Source organism: Sphingobium sp. CECT 9361, from assembly GCF_918741285.1.
Classification (GTDB): domain Bacteria; phylum Pseudomonadota; class Alphaproteobacteria; order Sphingomonadales; family Sphingomonadaceae; genus Sphingobium.
In genome coordinates, this window is the sequence record NZ_CAKKNC010000015.1 from 86,252 (window position 1) to 104,007 (window position 17,756).

Sequence of the window (17,756 nt, forward strand, 5' to 3'; positions counted from 1 at the left end):
GCAAAAAAGGGGGATTTTCAATGACCGTCAGCATGTCACGTGCCGCGATCCTGGCATCGTCGGCCGCTATCTATATTGTTGCCGCAGCGCCCATCGCCGCACAGTCGAAATCGTTCGACATTCCGGCGCAGCCAGCAAGGTCCGGTATATCGGATCTCGGGCGACAGGCCGATATCCAGATCGCGGCATCCCGCAAGACGACCGAGGGGCGGCGTACGAACCCGGTCCGCGGCACAATGTCGATCGAGCAGGGGTTGCGGCAGTTGCTCAACGGGACCGGGCTGGTCGCCCGGCTGACCGGCTCCCGGACCTTCACCGTTCTGGCCCAGTCGTCGCCCGTGCGAAAGCTGTCGGCGGTCGTGGCGCCTCCGGAGCAAGCTTCGTTGCCGGTGCGGGAAGCTCCGGCCACCGTCGAACCGTCGCCTTTCGAAAGTGGCGAAATCATCGTCACCGCCCAGAAGCGTGCTGAGTCCGTCAATGACGTGCCGATGTCGATCGCGGCGGTTTCCGGTGAGCAACTTGCATCGCGCGGCATCACTGATACGGCGGACCTGGCCAAGGTCGTTTCCGGCTTCACTTTCAACACCGATGCCCGAGGTGCCGTGGTGTACACCATTCGCGGTATCGGCTTCCAGGAAAGCACGGTGGCGGCCAGTCCGTCGGTTACCGTCTATGTCGATGAAATTCCGCTGCCTTATGCCCTGACGACCCTTGGCGCATCACTCGATCTTGACCGTGTCGAAGTGCTGAAAGGGCCGCAAGGCACGCTCTATGGTCAGAATGCGACCGGCGGGCTTGTGAACTATATTGTAGCCAAGCCAACCAACACTTTTTCGGCTGGCGGCAATATCCGCTATGGGCGCTTCAATACCGCGGATCTCTCTGGCTTTGTCAGCGGCCCTCTGTCTGACACGATGCGTATTCGCGTGTCCGCCCGCTCACTCCAGGCCGATGCTTGGCAGAAAAGCTATACGCGTGCGGATGAGATCGGTAAAAAGAATCAGCTCTACGGCCGCATATTGCTGGATTGGGATGCCACCGACCGCCTCTCATTTTCCTTCAACGTCAACGCATGGCGCGACCGTTCGGAATCGCCTGTCGCTCAGTTGCGTCTCATATCGAATCAGAGTCCCGACCCCAGTCGCGCATTCCCAGGGCTTGCGGGATCCCCGATTGCGCCTGCAAACGCGCGGGCTGCGGATTGGACCCCCGGCTACGACTATCGACGGAACAACCGCTTCTACCAGGCATCGCTGCGCGCCGACTATGCCCTGTCGGATGACCTGAATCTAACGTCGCTAACGTCCTATCAGGACTATAAGCTCTACATGCCGCTGGACAATGACGGTTCGTCGTTCAGAAATATCTATATATTGCGGACCGGCAAGATCCAAACCTGGTTCCAGGAGCTTCGCATCGGAGGAGATCTGGGCAGTCGGGGCAGCTGGATCATCGGCGCCAATTATCAGCACGACAATACCTTCGAATCGGGCTTCCTGGATGTAAGTGAAAGCTCGCAGCGGCATCTTGGCCGTACGCTCACTAACGACAACGAGCAGATCGTCGAGACCAAGGCGATTTATGGCAACATCGACATTCCCGTCACTGAGAGGGTAAGCTTCAATGGCGGTATTCGTTACACGAGCCAAGATCGGAACTATGCGGGCTGCTCGCGCGACTCCGGTTCGGGCACGACGGCCGCAGTGTTCAATGCGCTGACGGGTGTGCCGAACAATTTTGGTCCTGGCGACTGCATCACGCTCATCACGCCGACGAGCGGCGGGCTGGTTCGGTCGAGCCTTGATGAGGATAACCTGTCATGGCGCGCCGGCGTGCGGTTCGAGCCCAACCGGGACCTCATGCTCTATGCCAACATTACCCGCGGCTTCAAGGCGGGCAGCTATCCGACCGTGTCCGCCTCGCGTGCCGGGCAGCTCGCGCCAGTGGTGCAGGAACGGGTGACGGCCTATGAGGCGGGCACCAAAGCTACGCTTTTCGACCGAGCGCTACAGTTGAACGGCGCGGTGTTCTACTATGACTATAAGGACAAGCAGATCCGGGGGCGCCGCGACGTTCCGCCCTTTGGCGCGCTCGAGGGGCTGGTCAATATTCCCAAGTCCCATGTCGTTGGCGCTGAGGTGAGTGCAACCATCCGCCCATATGGCGGCCTGACGATTTCGCCGTCGGTGTCCTTCGTCAAATCGAAGATCGAGAAGCCCTTCGTCAATTTTCGTGCCGACGGCTTCCCGCCGGCCGTCGAATTGGGTGGAGAAAGCTTCCCTTATACGCCCGAATGGACTGGAAGCTCCGATGCAGAGTATCGCTGGGGCCTGAACTCGACCCTTAACGCGTTTCTGGGCGGAACGCTGACGTTCCAGAGCCATACCTATGGTGGCTTCGGCGAACTCGCCAATTACCGCCTGCGTAGCTATGCCTTGCTCGATTTGCGCGCCGGCATCGAAAGCTCCGATCGCCGGTGGACAGCGAGCATCTGGGGGCAAAACGTCACCAACACCTATTACTGGGTCGCCGCCAATCGTCTGCAGGATGCCGTCGTTCGCAATGCGGGTATGCCCGTTACCTACGGCATCAGCCTGGGATGGCGCTACTGATGCGCCCGGTCTCCGAAATTGATCGCCGTTCCCTGCTGGGCACGTCTCTGGGACTTACGGCCGCAGCAATGTTCGGATCAGTCGGGTCGGCTGCCCAGTCGGCCCGCCCATCCGGACAGGCGCCGTCCGGGCAGGCGCCATCTGAGCTGCCCTTTGGAAGCGATGGTCCGAACATCCGTCCTGGTGATCGTCCCTTCGGCGCAAGTTGCTCCTCACGCAGCCCCGTTTATGGGCGCCACGGCGCGGCGGCATCGGCGCATCCCATCGCCACGCAGGTGGGGATAGCGATATTGCGGGAGGGCGGATCGGCGGTCGATGCCGCCATCGCCATCAACATCTGCCTCGGGCTACTGGAACCTGCCAGCTGCGGGATCGGCGGTGACTGTTATGCTATGCTGTGGGATCCACGGGCCGAAAAGGTCGTCGGCCTTGCCGGTTCCGGAAGATCGCCTCGTTCGCTCGACCTAGCAACGGCCCGCTCGCGCGCCATCGGCGGCGTGCTGCCCCGATACGGTGCGGTGACGGCATCGGTGCCGGGTGCCGTCGATGGCTGGTGGCTGCTTCACCAGCGCTATGGCAAGCTACCCTGGAAGGCCCTGTTCGAGCCGGCAATTGCGCTGGCCACGGAAGGAACGGTCGTTCCGGACGTCATCGCCGGCTTCATCAGCTTCCATATGAGCGATCTGCGGCGCAATCGCGCGCAGATCGAAGAATTTGAAAATGCCGAAAAGCTGTTCGCGCCAAGCGGCAGGCTTCCGAACGTCGGCGATATCCGCCGAAATCCCGATCTTGCCCGAACCTATCGGTTGATCGCCGATGGCGGCCGCGATGCATTTTACCGCGGCGAGATCGCCGACCGGATGGATCGCTATTTTCGTCGTATCGGCGGATGGCTGCGCAAGGAGGATCTCGCGAGCCACCGTGGCGACTGGACGACTCCGCTGTCCACAACCTATCGAGATGCCGAAGTGTTCGCGCTGGGGGAGAATACACAAGGCATTTCCACGCTCCAGATCCTCAACATTCTCGAGGGTTTCGATCTGCAGAGCGCGGCCTTTCAGTCTGGACTGTCCTTGCACCTGCAGGCCGAAGCCAAGCGTCTGGCCTTTGAGGATCGCGCCCGTCACTACGGCGATCCAAAGGCCGTCGATGTACCCGTCGGCTGGCTGATTTCAAAGGAATATGGGGCGCAGCGTGCGAAGCTCATCAAGAAGGATCGACTGATCGATCAGATCTTTCCGGGCCAAGCGCCGGCCCATGGCGACACCACCTATCTGACCGTGGCGGACGATGACGGGATGATGGTTTCGCTTATCCAGTCCAACTATTTTGGATTGGGCAACGGCCTGGTTCCCGATGGCCTTGGCTTTATGATCCAGAACCGCGGGCAGCTGTTCAACCTGAATGATCGTCATCCCAATATCTACGCACCGGGCAAACGCCCATTCCAGACAATCATTCCGGGCTTTGCTCTGAAGGAAGGCCGCCCGCTACTCAGCTTTGGCGTTATGGGAGGCGAGATTCAGCCGCAGGCCCAGGCTCAGGTCATCATCAACCGCGAGGATTATAGTCTTGACGTTCAGGCGTCGGGAGATAGCCCACGATGGTACCATTCGGGATCATCCGAGGACATGGGCGAGGACGCGCCGGGTGTCGGCCCGCGCGGACAACTCCGGCTTGAAAGTGCCGTGCCAACAGAGGCAAAGTCCTTTCTTAGCAACATCGGATGGGATCTGGTGGAGCCGCGAACAGGTTTCTTCGGCCGCTATCACGGTATCGAAACCCGTGGTGCCCAGAGCGAACGCGTCTATGCGGCAGGTAGCGACATGCGCGCCGATGGCTGCGCCCTGGCCTATTGAGCGGTTTCTGGTGACCGATGATGGCGCCAGCGTGATCGCCAAATGCTGGCCGGTGCCTTCCCGTGAACGGGAAGCGCTTTCCTTGGCCGACGCGTTCCTTCAGGAGCAGGTGTTGAAGCGATGAACGACGGTTTTGCGGCAGGCGGGGCCTTGTCACGCCGCGAGGCGCTTCTGGCAGGCGTAGCTTCAGCGCCGCTCCTGGCCGGCTCGGTCGAGGCGCGCTCTCGAAGCCAGCGCCTGCAGGTTGCGACTGTAGTCGGTCATCCGTGTCCACCGCGATGTGGCGCTTGCACCCCTTGATCCGCTTGCCTGCATCGTGGCCACCCCCGGATGGGGACAAAGGCGCCTTGACCGACTCGCTGTCGACCACCGCTGCGGACGTACTGTGCTCGCGCGCCTCACGCTCTCGGTTGAGCCTCAGCGCCATATCGTGGATCGTGCGGCACAGTAGGCGGCGCACGAAGCGTCGGAACCACCAATAGACGGTCTGCCAGGACAGAAAATCCTTGGGCAGCATCCGCCAGCCGCAGCCCGAACGCGCCAGATACCTTAAGGCGTTCAGCACCTCGGGCAGATCCGTCGTGGGCTCGCGCCCATGCTTCGGCGGCGAGGGTAGGAACGGCCGGACAGTCTTTCACTCCGCATCCGTCAGATCGGTCGGGTAGCGCTCAGCCTGTTTCTAACGTTCAGCCATCCGGCTAAGGCTCGCTCGGTTCCACATCCCGAGTTTGAACCACGCATCCCGCCGCTACTCACCCCATTCCCAAACAGACTCTTAGCAGCAATCAACCGCTTGGTGTCTGATACGGTCTCCAAGGGCTCTGGCGAAGTTCCATTTGTTCGAGTATGGTCGAACCATCGACTCGGTTACTCTGATATTTATTAGAAATACTATCGAGCCGAGCTAATCGGCCGATCGGTCGCCGATATCGGGCGCCGCGCGCCTGTCTTCTGTTAAAGATGTTCGGAAGCATTATTCTGTCTCGCACGCCAGAAGGAGGAGCTATGACGACCGATCCCAGAAATTTCATCGAAAGCGCCGAACTTGGAAATATCGAGGAGTCGGTCGCCGGCATCGAGGCGCCGGGTCTCAATCTGGACCAGCTTCCGCCCGCCGTGGTGTCGGGCACCACGCTCATCGATTTCTCGCAAGTGCCCAGCATGGCGGTGCGCGCCGGCGTGTCGGAAGCCATGCTGTTCGCGAGCCGGGTCGCGACGACCTCGATGACGGGCGACGATGACGAGGATGACTGGCTCGCCGCCTACACGTCTAATCTGAGCAATCTCGGCTTCAACGTCGCCGGGACGGCGATCACCAAATCGACGTTCAAGAAGACCGGCGTCGAGGTGCACAAGGCGATCATCCCGTTCCTCACCATTGCCTTTGGCGGCGCCGCGATCGGCCCGGTCATCCTCGCCGGCCTCAAGAATCTGCAGGACATGAACGCCGACCAGCCCTGGATTACCTTGTTTGACCGGGAAACGCGGCGCTTCAATGCGAGCGAGATGCATTTCGCCGCGGTCAGCAGCACCAACATCGATACGACCATCCGCTACGCCGTCGCCCGGCTGCATGTTCAGCAGCAGACGACCAGCATCCTGTTCTTCAAGCTGACCAAGGCCGAAGCGGAATTCGAAAGCTCGACCAAGACGCTGACCGCGAACAACAGCCTGCTCGCGCTGATGGAATCGGCGCTGCGCACGAAGCTGGCGGCGCTGGCGACCAGCTTCATAGCGGAAGCCAAGCTCTGAGCGGAGCTGGCCATGCTTGTGGCGCAGGGCTGTCGCGGAGGGATTGTGGGAAGCGGGGGACTGAATGCACATCGTCATCGTCGTGCCGGGAATCATGGGGACCGAGCTGTTGCTGCCGACCCCGGACGGCATTGAAAAAGTCTGGCCGCCCACGCCGCTGGAGACCCAGCTCGGCTACAAGCGCACGCAGAAGCTCGCCAGCGCCGAGGTCAAGCCGGGCGGCATCATCACGCGCGTTGCCTGCTTCGATTTCTACCAGCCGCTGCTCGACCTGCTGACCGGACTGGGCTTCACCGCGGACGGCGCGGCCAAGCGCCAGATCGAGTTCCCCTATGACTGGCGCCGCGACCTGTTCGACCTCGCCGACGATCTGGGCGAACTCATCGCCCATGAGGTGGCGAAGGGCGCCACGCGCGTCTCGCTGGTCGCCCACTCGATGGGCGGCCTGATTTCGCGGTTGCTGCTGGAAGATCCGCGCTTCCGCACTGAGCCCTGGTTCGGGCTGATCGACCAGCTGATCGCCATCGCTACGCCGCATCTCGGCGCCCCGCTCGCACTCGGCCGGGTGCTAGGGCAGGACAGCGCGATGGGCATCAGCGGCGCGGATTTCGCCTGGCTCGCCAGCCGGGAGGAATATCCCTCGGCCTATCAGCTGCTGCCGGCACCGGGCGAAGGATCATGCTGGGACCAGTCGGACCAGACGGACCCGCCGCTTGCGCCGATCGATATCTATGACGCAGCAGGCATCGCCCTGCTCAAGCTCAACACCAGGCTGATCGCGCGCGCGCAGGCGGTTCATGCCGTGCTGGGCGCAGGCAACCAGCCGGACAAGGTGCGCTATTTCTATTTCAGCGGCACCGGCCACCGCACGGTCACGCGGATCAATATAGTCCGCAAGGCGGGGGGCGATCTCGATCTTGGCGAGACGGTGCTGACCCGCACCGAGGATGGCGGCGACGGCACGGTCCCGCTCTACAGCGCGCTCCCGCGACCGGGCCAGCGCGCGATCGTCACGAACGAACATGCCACCGCCTTCAAGGGCGTCGCATTCCGCCGGACATTCGTGCGGCTGCTCGGCGGCAATGAAGGGCCGGCGGTCGAGGCTGGGCTGGGCCAGCTCGCCATGTCGGTCGAATCCCCGATGATCGCGGCCGACCAGTCGGTCGAATTGCTCATCTATCCCGATGGTCCCGAGGAAATGCCGGCATCGATCGAGCAATTGTCGGGCGACCTCGTCCTGGTGCGCGTCCTGCAGGAGGAGAAGGCGAAGGCGCAGGACGTCCGCCGCGTGCCGCTGCATTATGAAGGCCCAGCGCTCAGCCGGCTGCGACTGTATCTCGATCCGATTGGAGAGCCGGGCCATTATGAGGTCCGGCTGGAGAATGGCGATTATCGCGCGTCCACGGCGTTCAGCGTGTGCGCGCCGCTTCCCACGGCCGACGGCACCGCACAGTAGCGGCCGGCCGCGGCGAAAGAGCTGATTGCGGCAGAGGAGGATACGGTCATGTCCGGAGTTCATCAGAGGCGGCTGGCAGCATATCTTGCGCACATCAAACGGGGCGAGGGCGGCATAGAGGCGGTCGCTCCTGCCGAACCGGCGGCCGCGCGCACGCCGCAGACCGAGAGCATGATCGAGGCCGCACCGGAATTGTCCGGTCCCGATGAAGCACTTGAACTGGCCAATGAGGGCCTACGCAAGCTCAAGGAAACGCCCGACGTCCAGCTGTCCCGGCCGGAACTTGCTGCCATCGAGGCGATCATCATCCCCAAGGAACGTCCGGCCTTCGACGTGCAGGATGGCGATTTCACCGCCGACCATCCGCTATGGCTCAAGCTCGACAGCGACACGGCACTTCACGCCCGGCTGGTGGAGAAGATCCCGGCGGTCGGGCGCATCGATCTGCCCGGGCAGACGCGCCTGCCTTATGGCGGAACCGGGTTTCTGGTCGGCCCTGGCCTGCTGATGACCAATCGCCATGTCGCCGAGATATTCGCGGCCGGGCTGGGCAACCGGACGCTGCGTTTCCAGACCGGCTGGCAGGCGACGATCGACTTCCGCCACGAGCGCGATCGCGCGGCGGCAGAGATGCTGACGGTGCGCGGCATCAGGATGATCCATCCCTATTGGGACATGGCTCTGCTGTCGGTCGAGGGCGTCGGCGCCCAGCGCTCCGCCTTGCAGCTGTCGCTGATGGACATAGGCGATCTCGACAAGCGCGAAGTCGCGGTCATCGGCTATCCCGCCTATGATCCGCTGCGCAACGATGTCGCGACGCAGAATGAGCTGTTCGACGGCGTCTATGGCGTGAAGCGGCTGCAGCCAGGCAAGCTCGGCGCGCGGCGGGACACGGAGAGTTTCCGCAAGCTGGTGTCGGCAGGCACGCATGATGCTTCGACGCTCGGTGGCAATTCGGGATCGGCGATCATCGATCTTGAGACCGGCGAGGTGCTGGGACTGCATTTCGGCGGTCGCTTTCTCGACATCAATTATGCCGTGCCCGCGTTCGAACTGGCGCGTGACGGCCGGGTCGTCGATGCCGGCGTGGGTTTTGCGGGCGTGCCGACCGGCGGGACGCCGCCATGGGAGCGTTTCTGGCAGGCGACTGAGAGCATCGGAGGCAGCGACGGCGGAGGCGTCAGCGCCGCAGCCGCTGCCCCGGCGGCACTGCCACCGCCGCCGCCCCCCCCGCCAGCGCAAACCACGCATGGCGATGGCTCGATCTCGATCACCGTGCCGCTGCACATCACCGTGAGACTCGGGGCGCCGGTTCCGGCCGGCGCTGCCGTCGCCCAAGAATCCGTCGCCGCTGCGGATCTGACCGAGAAGATGGTGCAGCCTGTCCATGACCCGGACTATTCGGCGCGTGGCGGCTATGATTCCGGATTTCTCGGCGGCGGCCTTACCGTCCCGATGCCGCAAGCGGCCGATCCCGGCGTGGTCGCGCCGCTCAAGGACGGCAGCAAGACGCTCAAATATGAGAATTTCTCTCTTCAGATCCACGCCCAGCGGCGCATTGCCCTGTTCACGGCGAGCAATGTCACCGACGAGCATGCCTTGAAGGAGCCCGAGGCGGGCAAGAATTATACCCGCAAGGGCCTCTCCGGTCTGGGGCCGAACGATATCGAGAAGTGGCTGCCCGAACCGCGCATCGCCGATCATTATCAACTGCCCGACGCCTTCTTCACCAAGGATCAGGGCGCGTTCGACAAGGGGCATATCGTGCGCCGCGAGGATGTCGCCTGGGGCAGGAGCTATGCGGTGCTGCGCCGCGCCAATGGCGATACCTATCATGTCACCAATTGCTCGCCGCAGGTCGCACAGTTCAACCAGTCGACCAAGGGCAAGGATAATTGGGGCGACCTGGAGAATCTCGTGTACGGCAATGCCGCGAGCGAACGGCTGTGCGTCTTCGCCGGGCCGATCCTGGCCGGCGATGACGAGACATTCGTGGGCACGGCCGGCTATGGCGTTCCGCTGCGCGCCAAGATCCCACAAGCCTTCTGGAAAGTCGTCGTCGCGCGGGTGAGCGACGGTATCGCGGCCTATGGCTTCATCCTGGAGCAGGATCTGAGCAATGTGCCGCTGGAGATGACGGTCACCGAGAATTTCCGGCGGCTGATGGTGCCGATCGCGGAGATCGAGGCGCGGACCGGGGTCTTGTTCGGCAAGGAGGTGCGCGACGCCGACCAGTTCATCGACGATCGCGGCCGCGAAGTCGCCTTCCGCGCCGGGATCGAACGCGTCGCCGAAGCGGACGACGCCATGTCGGGCGACACGGCGACGCCCAATAGCGGCGACGATGAGGACGCCGATTTCGACACGAACCGCATCGCGGCGGCGGTCTGCGACTTCACAGAAGGGCCGATCGACTGGCGCGTCGCCAAGGCGCTGCTCACGCTTAAGAATCAGGTCAATGCCAGGGCGCCCCGTCGCAGCAAGGCGTCCGACGGCACGATCGGCGACGCCGCCCATGCCAGCCGCAGCTCGGACCATAATCCCTGGATTTCCGATGGGCGGCAGGGCGTGGTGACGGCGATGGACATCACCCATGATCCTAACGGCGGTTGTGACGCCAATGCGCTGGCCGAGGCGATCCGCGCGAGCAAGGACAAGCGGGTCAAATATATCATCTGGAACCGCTGCATCGCCAGTTCCGCTCCGAAGGACGGCCAGCCGGCTTGGGCATGGCGGCCCTATTCCGGGCGCAATCCGCACAACCACCATGTCCATATCTCGGTCGGGACCGAAAAGGCGGATTATGATTCGACCGCGCCATGGGCGATCTAGGAGAAGAGAGCCTGTCATGACCGATTGGGATGCGCCGGTTCCGGCCAGCGAGGTGAAGGCCGCCATCCGCGTCGCCAATGGTGCGGCCGGGGCCGGGGGTAGCGGCGAGGTGGCTGAGAGCAGCGGCTTCACCATGTCCAGCCTCGAAGCCGGCGCCATGCCCTCGCTCGAATCCGCCGATGGCAAGTCTGCCGCCGATCGGCTCGACCTGCTGGATGCCGCGCTGGCGGACGTGGAGGACAAGGATTCCGCGGCGCAGGTCGTTCGCGGCGCGCGCGAAATATTGGAGCGGGATGGCGAGCCGCAGGACGGCTATACGATGCGCCAGTTGGTCGCGCTGGAAGCCGTCATCCAGACCGATGGTTCGGCGCCAAGCCTGACGGTCAAGAAAGGCTTTATCGACGTGAAGGCGCCGGCGGTCGGCGACTGGAAGTTCGCGCTTATCAAGTTCGAAAGCCTCATCCAGCAGGTTATCTCCTGCGTCGGGCGATTGAATGTGCCGATCAATCCGGGCTTTGCCGGCACGGTGTTCGCGATCACGCCCGAGCTGGTCGTGACCAACCGCCATGTGCTCGAAGCGATTGCCCGACCCGATGATAAGGGAGGCTGGACGCTCGAATGGCCCGACGACACGGTGATTGATTTTACCGCCGAATTCGGCCTGCCGACCCATGCCGATTATCGGGTGATCGGCGTCGAATATTTCGGGGCGGATCCGATCAACGGCACGGTCAATTTCGCGCATCTCGACATGGCGATCCTGCGTATGGTGCCGGTCGGCGACCCGAAGCCCATCGGTACCGTCACGCTCGAACAGAATCCGGCCGCGCTCTATCATGGGCAGGGCATCTATGCGGTGGGCTTTCCCGCGCCGCCGATGAAATGGTTCGGCCCGGGCAAGCCGCCGCCGCGCTTCGAGACGGCGGATGTCGTCAACAGCGTGTTCGATCGCAAGCTCGGGGTGAAGAAGCTGGCGCCCGGCCGCGTCATGCAACTGCCCGGCCAGATGCCCGGCGACGAAGGCAGGAAATGGGCAATCGCGCATGGCTGCTCGACCCTCGCGGGAAATTCCGGATCGGCGCTGGTCGATCTGGACGATAATGGCGGGCGGGTGATCGGCCTCCATTTCGCCGGCATCTCGCGCGAGCAAAATTACGGCCATCATTTCGCGGCGTTGCACAAGATCGTGGCGAAATATGGCGCCAGCTACGCGCAGGACCAGTGAGGCGTCCGGGCATTCGCTATCGCGAACGCCCGGCCGGTCTCATTTGTCGAGGAAACAGTTCGGGATGCCCGGCACGTCGAGCAGATCCAGTTCGAGCTGGGTCCAGGCGCCGTTCGCCCGCTTCACCTGCGCGCCGATGGTGAACATGCCGTAGGACACGACCTGGAAGAGCGTCGCGCGGCTGTTGCGCACGCGGTTGATGCGGATGACGCTGCGCGGATAGGTCGAGTGGAGATGGAAGATCACCGGGCCGACAAGCTCGGTACCGTCGGTGGAATCGACGAAAATATCAATGTTGAAGAGGGACTTGCTCTCGCCGGTCAGGGTGACGCCGAGGCGGCGGCCGTCGCGCTCGGGCTTACCGCCCCAGCGGTTCTTTTGCGGATCATCTTCCACCGTGATCGCCGGCGGCGAAGGCGCCCAATCCTCGCGCGAGCGGTACTGCGGCATGTCCGCCGCGACCACCGTGCTGATGGCGGCGCGCCAGTCGTCGAAATCCTTGATCAGGGTGTGCAGGCGGTCTGCGGCGGGCGAATGCGGGGCAAGATCGAGAATTTCCGCCGCCATGCCGCGCAGATCCGAGGCTTCGTCGGCGAGCCGCATGACTTCCACCATGTCGAGCGGATTGCTCGCGTGGATCAGGTGGGCGGAACTGAACAGTTTCTTGGGCTGATAGGCGTTGACATAAGTCGCCACGCGACGCGCGGCGGCGGGCTTGTCGTCGAGCGCGGCGGCGGCGGCATAGGCCAGCGGCACGATCCAGTCCGGCTGGCGCTGGGCGAAATAGCGCGTGACGAGAATGTCGATATTCGGCGCTACGCTGACCGCGAGATGTCCGAGCGTGCGCTGCAACGCGCCGTCGAATTCCGCGTCGGCCAGGCGAATCTTGCTCTGGCGGGATTTCGTCAGGAGCTGCAGCCGCTCGACGATCAGGTCGCGATCCTGCGGTTCGGCGAATTCGGCGATATCGAAGTCGCCCGACGTGAGTATCTCTGCTTCCGCTCCCGACATGGTCAGCATCTGGTCGCGCGAGAGCGTCTGACGGCTCGCCGCCGACCAGAGCCGGGCGGCGGGCAGGCAGCTCTTCTCGCCGAAGATCGCCGCCACGCGCAGCGACGCCAGGTCGCAGCGTTGCGGGAGCGATCGGACATCGTCCAGATGGGCGGCAAGCTCGTCGTCCAGCGTTTCGAACAGGTGCGGGCGCAGCCGTCGCGCGGCGGCCAGATCCTGGGCGAGCCAGCTATACTGGTTGGGGCCGGCCATGTCCGGAAGCGCGGCGACCGTGCTGAGGTCCGGCGACGGCGGAGGCCGGCGCGCCTCGCGATAGCTACGCGCGAACCGGGCGCGCTCCGCCCATGCGGGATTGGCGATGTCGGCGGGATCCGGCAGCGCGTCGTCCCAGATGCCGGCCTTGATCAGGAGGGCGGCGCGCACGGCCGCTGCCTCCTTCGACAATGGTTTCGACGGCGACTGGCGGGTGAGCGGCAGGATTTCCGGCAGGGTGCGCACATCGTCGAAGCCGCCATGATCGGCCGCGGTGCGCGCGAGATGCTCAAGCGCCTGCCAATCCGGCAGCTTCATGAGCGTGTCTGCCGGCAGGAGCGCCTGGGCGGTCTGTCCGAGCAGATAGAGGCGCTGCGGGCTGCTGCGGGGGAAGTCGTTCACCGCATCGGCCAGCCGTCGCGCGTCGTCCGGCGTCCAGTCGGCGTCGACGACGGCGGGCTCCTGATCGTCGAGCAATCGGTGATAGATCCATTCGGCGTGGCTGGCGGCGTCCCTGAACAGCCCAAAATAGCCGATCGCGGCGCGGTTCACTTCGTCGAACTTGTTGTCCTCCTGCAATCGCATCAGCGGCAATGTCTTGGCGCGCAGTTCGCGCTTGTGCCGCAGAACCTTGGTCCCGTCCTGTGACGCGCCTTCCACGATCCACACTTCGCGCGCCAGCGAGTCGAACGCGGCCTGCGCCTCCTCGGGCTTCATCCCGATCACGCCCGCCAGCAGGTCGCGGACGATCTCGACGGTGACGTTGCGCACGATGAGGCCAGGCCAGGCAAGTTTGACCGCGTCCTTGTTGACATGGGCCAGCACGCGCTGCTCGTATAGGCGCCCGACGAAGCTTGAATCCGCGGCAAAACCATGTTTGGCCATCTTTTCCGCAAGCTGCGCCCGCTTGGCCGGCTCGGTATGCGCCACCGCATCGACAGCGACGCGAACCGAGAGCGGCTCGCGGCGTTCCACTTCCTCCCGGGCTTCCCGATCGAGGCCGACGATACAGGTGGCCCAGCGCTCGTTCCACGCATTGCCCAAGACCGCCCCGCCGCGCTTGTTGGCCATCTCAATCGCTTCGGTCACCGAGAGTGCATCGAGTACTATGGGGTGGACCGGGCCCTTGATCGCGCTGAGGAAGCCCATGTTGCCGAGGCCGGCCCGGCCCGCCGCGACAACACGCAATCCCGGCAATCCGGTTGGGCCGGCCATCGCCTCGACGAAGCGGTCGATCCCGTCGATCGCCACCGGCTCATATTGGGCGACTTCCAGCGTATCTAGGACGAGCAGGAAGGGGCGCCGGCCGACGCCCAGCAGATCGGTCAGCAGAGCGCGGCAGGCGGCGAAAGGCTCGCCGCGGGTGAGTGCGCCCTGCAATTCGCCCAGCAGCTGATCGCGCAGTGCGAGCAGCGGTTCGGCATGTTCGCCGAACTGGAGCGAGAGCTGGCGCAGCGTCTCGGCGAGGAGATGGCGCGGCTCGCGGGGCTGCAACGCGCTGCGATCGAAATCCAGATAGACGAAGGGGAATGGATCGACCTGATCCATGGCATGATCGAGCACGAACTTGGCCATCAGCGCCGATTTGCCGAGCCCGCCGCTCGCCTCGATCACGACGATCCCGGCATCCGCCAGTCCCAAAGACTGGAGGGTCCGGTTGCCGTAGCGGCTGATCGCTTCCAGCGCCCCGTGCGATGCGATGGCATCGACATAGGCGCGCAGATCATGCTGCTGCTGGACCCGGCCGACGAACTGGTCGGTGACCGGGCTGCCGTCCCAGCCGCCCTCGGTTCCGACGAGCAGGCGCAGCGGTTCGAGCAGTTCTGCCCGCTCGAGCGCGCGGCGCGCTTCTGCGGCGGCGGGGCGCGGCACCAGATCGGGCGGCACTTCCCACAGCCGTTCGAGCGCATCGACGGCGGCGCGCAATTCGTGCGGGGGCGCATTGGTGAGCTTGACGGCCTCGCCGGCCAGGAAGCGGCGAATCCATTTGCTGACGGGGGCGTCCGGCACATTGTCGGCCGTCAGCAGGGCGATATGCTTGTGGAGATAGGCCTTGGTCGCCGGATCGCGCAGCGCAGCGCAAAGCACATCGGCCCGCGCCTGATCGGTGAGCCGCAGACGGCTGACTCCGTCGACGATCACCGGCGCTGCGTGACGCACCAACGCATCGGTCGCCTGCCCCGAGGGGTGGATGGCGCCGGGCATGAAATAATCGGAAATCGCCGCCTGGATCGAGGCCGCGCTGACCGGAAGTATCGGCTCAGGTTGCGGGCTTGCCTGTGGGAAATTCTTGGCGAGGTCCGATGCGGTCATCGTGTCGAATTGCGCCAGAAGCCGCTCCATAGGGGAGACGGACGGGGAATCCGCAGCTGTCATACACCCGCCGATCTGTTAGCGGACACGGTCGCGCGAAATGCAGTGGCGATCTCGAACATATATTGCTGGAATATGGGCAGGCGCTGTTCCGTCTGAACAAGCTTGTCCAGCTTTTTAAAGAAGTTCAGCGAGCCGACCACATTCGGATCATTCTCATTGAACGGATAGTTCGCCGCATTGGCAATGCCGCGCCAGCAATTGCGCAGCTCGGTCTCGCCGATCTCGGCGGGGTTGAGCACTTCCTTCGAGCGCGGATCGAGGATGGCGATGAAATCGGGAATCGTCTCGATGAACAGCCAGCGGATGCGGCCGAGTTCGCTGGTGCCGCCTTCCACCGTCCGGGCGAGCCGGGCGAGCAGGTTGCTGAGCTCCTCGGTGAGCTTCTGCCCGGTGCGCAGGCGCAGGACGACCCAGATCAGTTGCCAGCGACTCCGGCTCTCGATCCCGCCATCTTCCGTCGCCAGTATCTGCTGCTGCTCCGGGGTCAACTCGAACTTGCGGCCCTGCGCGCGCTCGTCGTCGGTCGCGCTCGCGTCGAACGCGGCCTGCCCGTATTCCTGCAGCTGGCGGACATAATCGAGCAGGCTCACGCCGAACTGGCGATTGTCTGCCAGCACGCGCTCGAACCAGTCGGGGACCTCCTTCGAGGCCCAGGTCGCGGTCTTCTTCGAGCCGTCGATCGCGTTCTTGTAGGGGCGCACCGGCATGTCGGCCAGCACCGACGGGGGCAGCGCCAACTGGTCGACAATGGTCGCCATGATGTCCTCGACCGTCGTCGGGAGCGGAGCGAGGGCGGTGCCGAGTTCGACCACGGGATCGCTGCGCACGCTGAGCTTCTCGCGCAATATCTCGACCGAGAAGGCGCGGCCGGATTTGCCGATCTTGCCTTCGGCCGCGAAGATCTGGTCGACAACCGGCGCGGTGACGGACATGGCGCGGTCGATCCATTCGATCAGGAGTCGCCGGCCGAAGATGGGCTTGGAGCCGGTCTGGCTGGCGCTCCATATCTGCACGGCAACGGGTTTCGGCGTGCTGTTGTCGATCGGCGGCAGCAGCGGCGCGATCCAGTCGAACCGAATGGCCTGGTTCCACTTGTCGAGCCCGTCCGGACGGTAGGCAGCGTTATGCATGCCGACCAGCTCGAACTTCTCGTTGAAACAGGGCGCGCCGGACGTGCCCTTGGCCGTCTCCGTATCGTAGCGGATCCGCGTCTCCGACGGGCATTTCTCCTTGAAGCGGCCGAAGTCGATCTGCTGGCGGAACCCCATCGGATGCTGGGGGATGATGATGCGCTGATCGAGGTCCGGCCCCGTGAAGGCGCTCGCGCTGAACCAGCCGCGGCGGCTGCCGCCATTATTGTAGCGACTTTCCGAGCCGACCGGCTCGGCTAGCTTGATAACCGCGAAATCCAGATTCTTCTTCAGTTGCTCGATTTGTTCCGCATTCGGATTGGCGATACCGCCGTCGTTCGGCATCACGTCCCGTGCCTGCAGCAACTCCTGCCAGTTGGGCGCGAACATCACCTTGCGGGCGGTCGCCGGGATATCCTTGATGTTGTTGAGCGCAGGCCCGGTGACATGATCGAACACGGCGCAATATCTCTCGTAGATGCCACCTCCGGGGCCTCTGATGCCGAAGTCGACGACATGTCTGGCGGTCAATATGCAGTCCGGCCCGATAAGGAAGCCGGTGCCGAGCGAGGCGGTGCCCTGAGGGCCTGGCGCAAAGACCATGCAGATGCGCGGCTCGCACTCGATGAGAAATTCGCGCAGCTTGGACTGCTGCAGCATGAGCGCGCGATAGGCCAAGGCCGCCTGCTGATTATCCTGGGTGCCGTCCTTGGCAAAGGGTACGAATTTGGCGGCGACCAGATCGTCGCTGCCCATCTTGCGATAGAGGGTATTGGCGAGCGACGAAATCAAGCCGCGCGTCTCGAACGCATCGACGATCCGCTGCGCCAGTTCGAGTTTCTGCGCCTTGTGCCCGGTGAGTTCGTTGCGCCAGTTCTTGACGTCCAGCATCACGTCCGGATCGTTCAGTTCGAACAGCACGAAGGGTGGGACATATTCCGCGATAAGCTTCGCGAGCGCATTTGCTTCTTTACTCATGGCCAGAAATCCCCGCTCACCGACCCGAGCGCAAATCTTATAGATTTATAAGTCGAGTAGAACGCAAAGCCTCGTCTCTGTCAAGTAATCGGCCTGCATGTCGACGATGCGGACCGACCACTGAGTTGTCGGGCTTGGCCTGGAACCTGCCGCTGTACTCGTCGCGCGGGAACGGCAGAATTGTCCCAGCGCTCTATCCCGCCATTTTGCCGATTGCATACGTCAAACAAGAGCGGGCGTTGGCTGACAGAGAGTTGCAGGCATAGTGTGTCG

At 63.7% G+C, this 17,756-nt stretch carries 8 protein-coding genes and 1 pseudogene; 6 read left to right on the forward strand and 3 right to left on the reverse strand.

Going from position 1 to position 17,756, the window contains the following annotated elements; genetic code table 11:
• Positions 1 to 20 precede the first annotated feature (20 nt).
• Both LQ220_RS18180 and LQ220_RS18185 read left to right on the forward strand, forming a co-directional pair.
• Complete coding sequence (locus tag LQ220_RS18180) at positions 21 to 2,612, forward strand: TonB-dependent receptor (protein ID WP_230189553.1); 2,592 nt, start codon at positions 21 to 23, stop codon at positions 2,610 to 2,612.
• On the forward strand, positions 2,612 to 4,471 hold the full coding sequence (locus LQ220_RS18185; RefSeq protein ID WP_230189554.1) for a gamma-glutamyltransferase family protein: 1,860 nt from the start codon (positions 2,612 to 2,614) through the stop codon (positions 4,469 to 4,471). Before LQ220_RS18180 ends, LQ220_RS18185 begins: the two co-directional genes overlap by 1 nt.
• 442 nt (positions 4,472 to 4,913) lie before the next feature.
• On the opposite strand, the pseudogene LQ220_RS25060 reads toward LQ220_RS18185, so the two are convergent.
• Positions 4,914 to 5,090: pseudogene (locus LQ220_RS25060) on the reverse strand (transposase); the annotation flags it as partial.
• 386 nt (positions 5,091 to 5,476) lie between these two features.
• Between LQ220_RS25060 and LQ220_RS18190 the strand changes: the two are divergent.
• The 4 genes from LQ220_RS18190 (at position 5,477) to LQ220_RS18205 (ending at position 11,736) form a co-directional block, all read left to right on the forward strand.
• Entirely contained in the window at positions 5,477 to 6,223 is a 747-nt protein-coding gene (locus LQ220_RS18190) for a hypothetical protein (RefSeq protein ID WP_137405911.1), read from the forward strand.
• 64 nt (positions 6,224 to 6,287) lie between these two features.
• Positions 6,288 to 7,679 (forward strand): alpha/beta fold hydrolase, encoded by a 1,392-nt coding sequence (locus tag LQ220_RS18195; RefSeq protein WP_230189555.1) that lies wholly within the window; start codon positions 6,288 to 6,290, stop codon positions 7,677 to 7,679.
• Positions 7,680 to 7,727: 48 nt separating this feature from the next.
• A complete protein-coding gene (locus LQ220_RS18200; protein WP_230189556.1) occupies positions 7,728 to 10,511 on the forward strand; it encodes a DNA/RNA non-specific endonuclease in 2,784 nt (927 codons plus the stop codon).
• A 16-nt stretch (positions 10,512 to 10,527) separates the two neighbouring features.
• Positions 10,528 to 11,736, forward strand: a complete 1,209-nt coding sequence (locus LQ220_RS18205; protein WP_230189557.1) for a serine protease — start codon at positions 10,528 to 10,530, stop codon at positions 11,734 to 11,736.
• Between the two features lie 39 nt (positions 11,737 to 11,775).
• On the opposite strand, the gene LQ220_RS18210 is transcribed toward LQ220_RS18205, so the two are convergent.
• The gene (locus LQ220_RS18210; RefSeq protein WP_230189558.1) at positions 11,776 to 15,375 is read right to left on the reverse strand and encodes a pYEATS domain-containing protein; all 3,600 of its coding nucleotides are present in this window, start codon (positions 15,373 to 15,375) and stop codon (positions 11,776 to 11,778) included.
• A complete protein-coding gene (locus LQ220_RS18215) occupies positions 15,372 to 17,426 on the reverse strand; it encodes a serine protease (RefSeq protein ID WP_230189559.1) in 2,055 nt (684 codons plus the stop codon). Before LQ220_RS18215 ends, LQ220_RS18210 begins: the two co-directional genes overlap by 4 nt.
• Between the last annotated feature and the right edge of the window lie 330 nt (positions 17,427 to 17,756).

Excerpts from the sequence above, each read along its gene's own strand:
- LQ220_RS18180 (WP_230189553.1), top strand. The coding sequence starts at position 21 with ATGACCGTCAGCATGTCACGTGCCGCGATCCTGGCATCGTCGGCCGCT.
- LQ220_RS18185 (WP_230189554.1), top strand. The coding sequence starts at position 2,612 with ATGCGCCCGGTCTCCGAAATTGATCGCCGTTCCCTGCTGGGCACGTCT.
- LQ220_RS18190 (WP_137405911.1), top strand. The coding sequence starts at position 5,477 with ATGACGACCGATCCCAGAAATTTCATCGAAAGCGCCGAACTTGGAAAT.
- LQ220_RS18195 (WP_230189555.1), top strand. The coding sequence starts at position 6,288 with ATGCACATCGTCATCGTCGTGCCGGGAATCATGGGGACCGAGCTGTTG.
- LQ220_RS18200 (WP_230189556.1), top strand. The coding sequence starts at position 7,728 with ATGTCCGGAGTTCATCAGAGGCGGCTGGCAGCATATCTTGCGCACATC.
- LQ220_RS18205 (WP_230189557.1), top strand. The coding sequence starts at position 10,528 with ATGACCGATTGGGATGCGCCGGTTCCGGCCAGCGAGGTGAAGGCCGCC.
- LQ220_RS18210 (WP_230189558.1), bottom strand. The coding sequence starts at position 15,375 with ATGACAGCTGCGGATTCCCCGTCCGTCTCCCCTATGGAGCGGCTTCTG.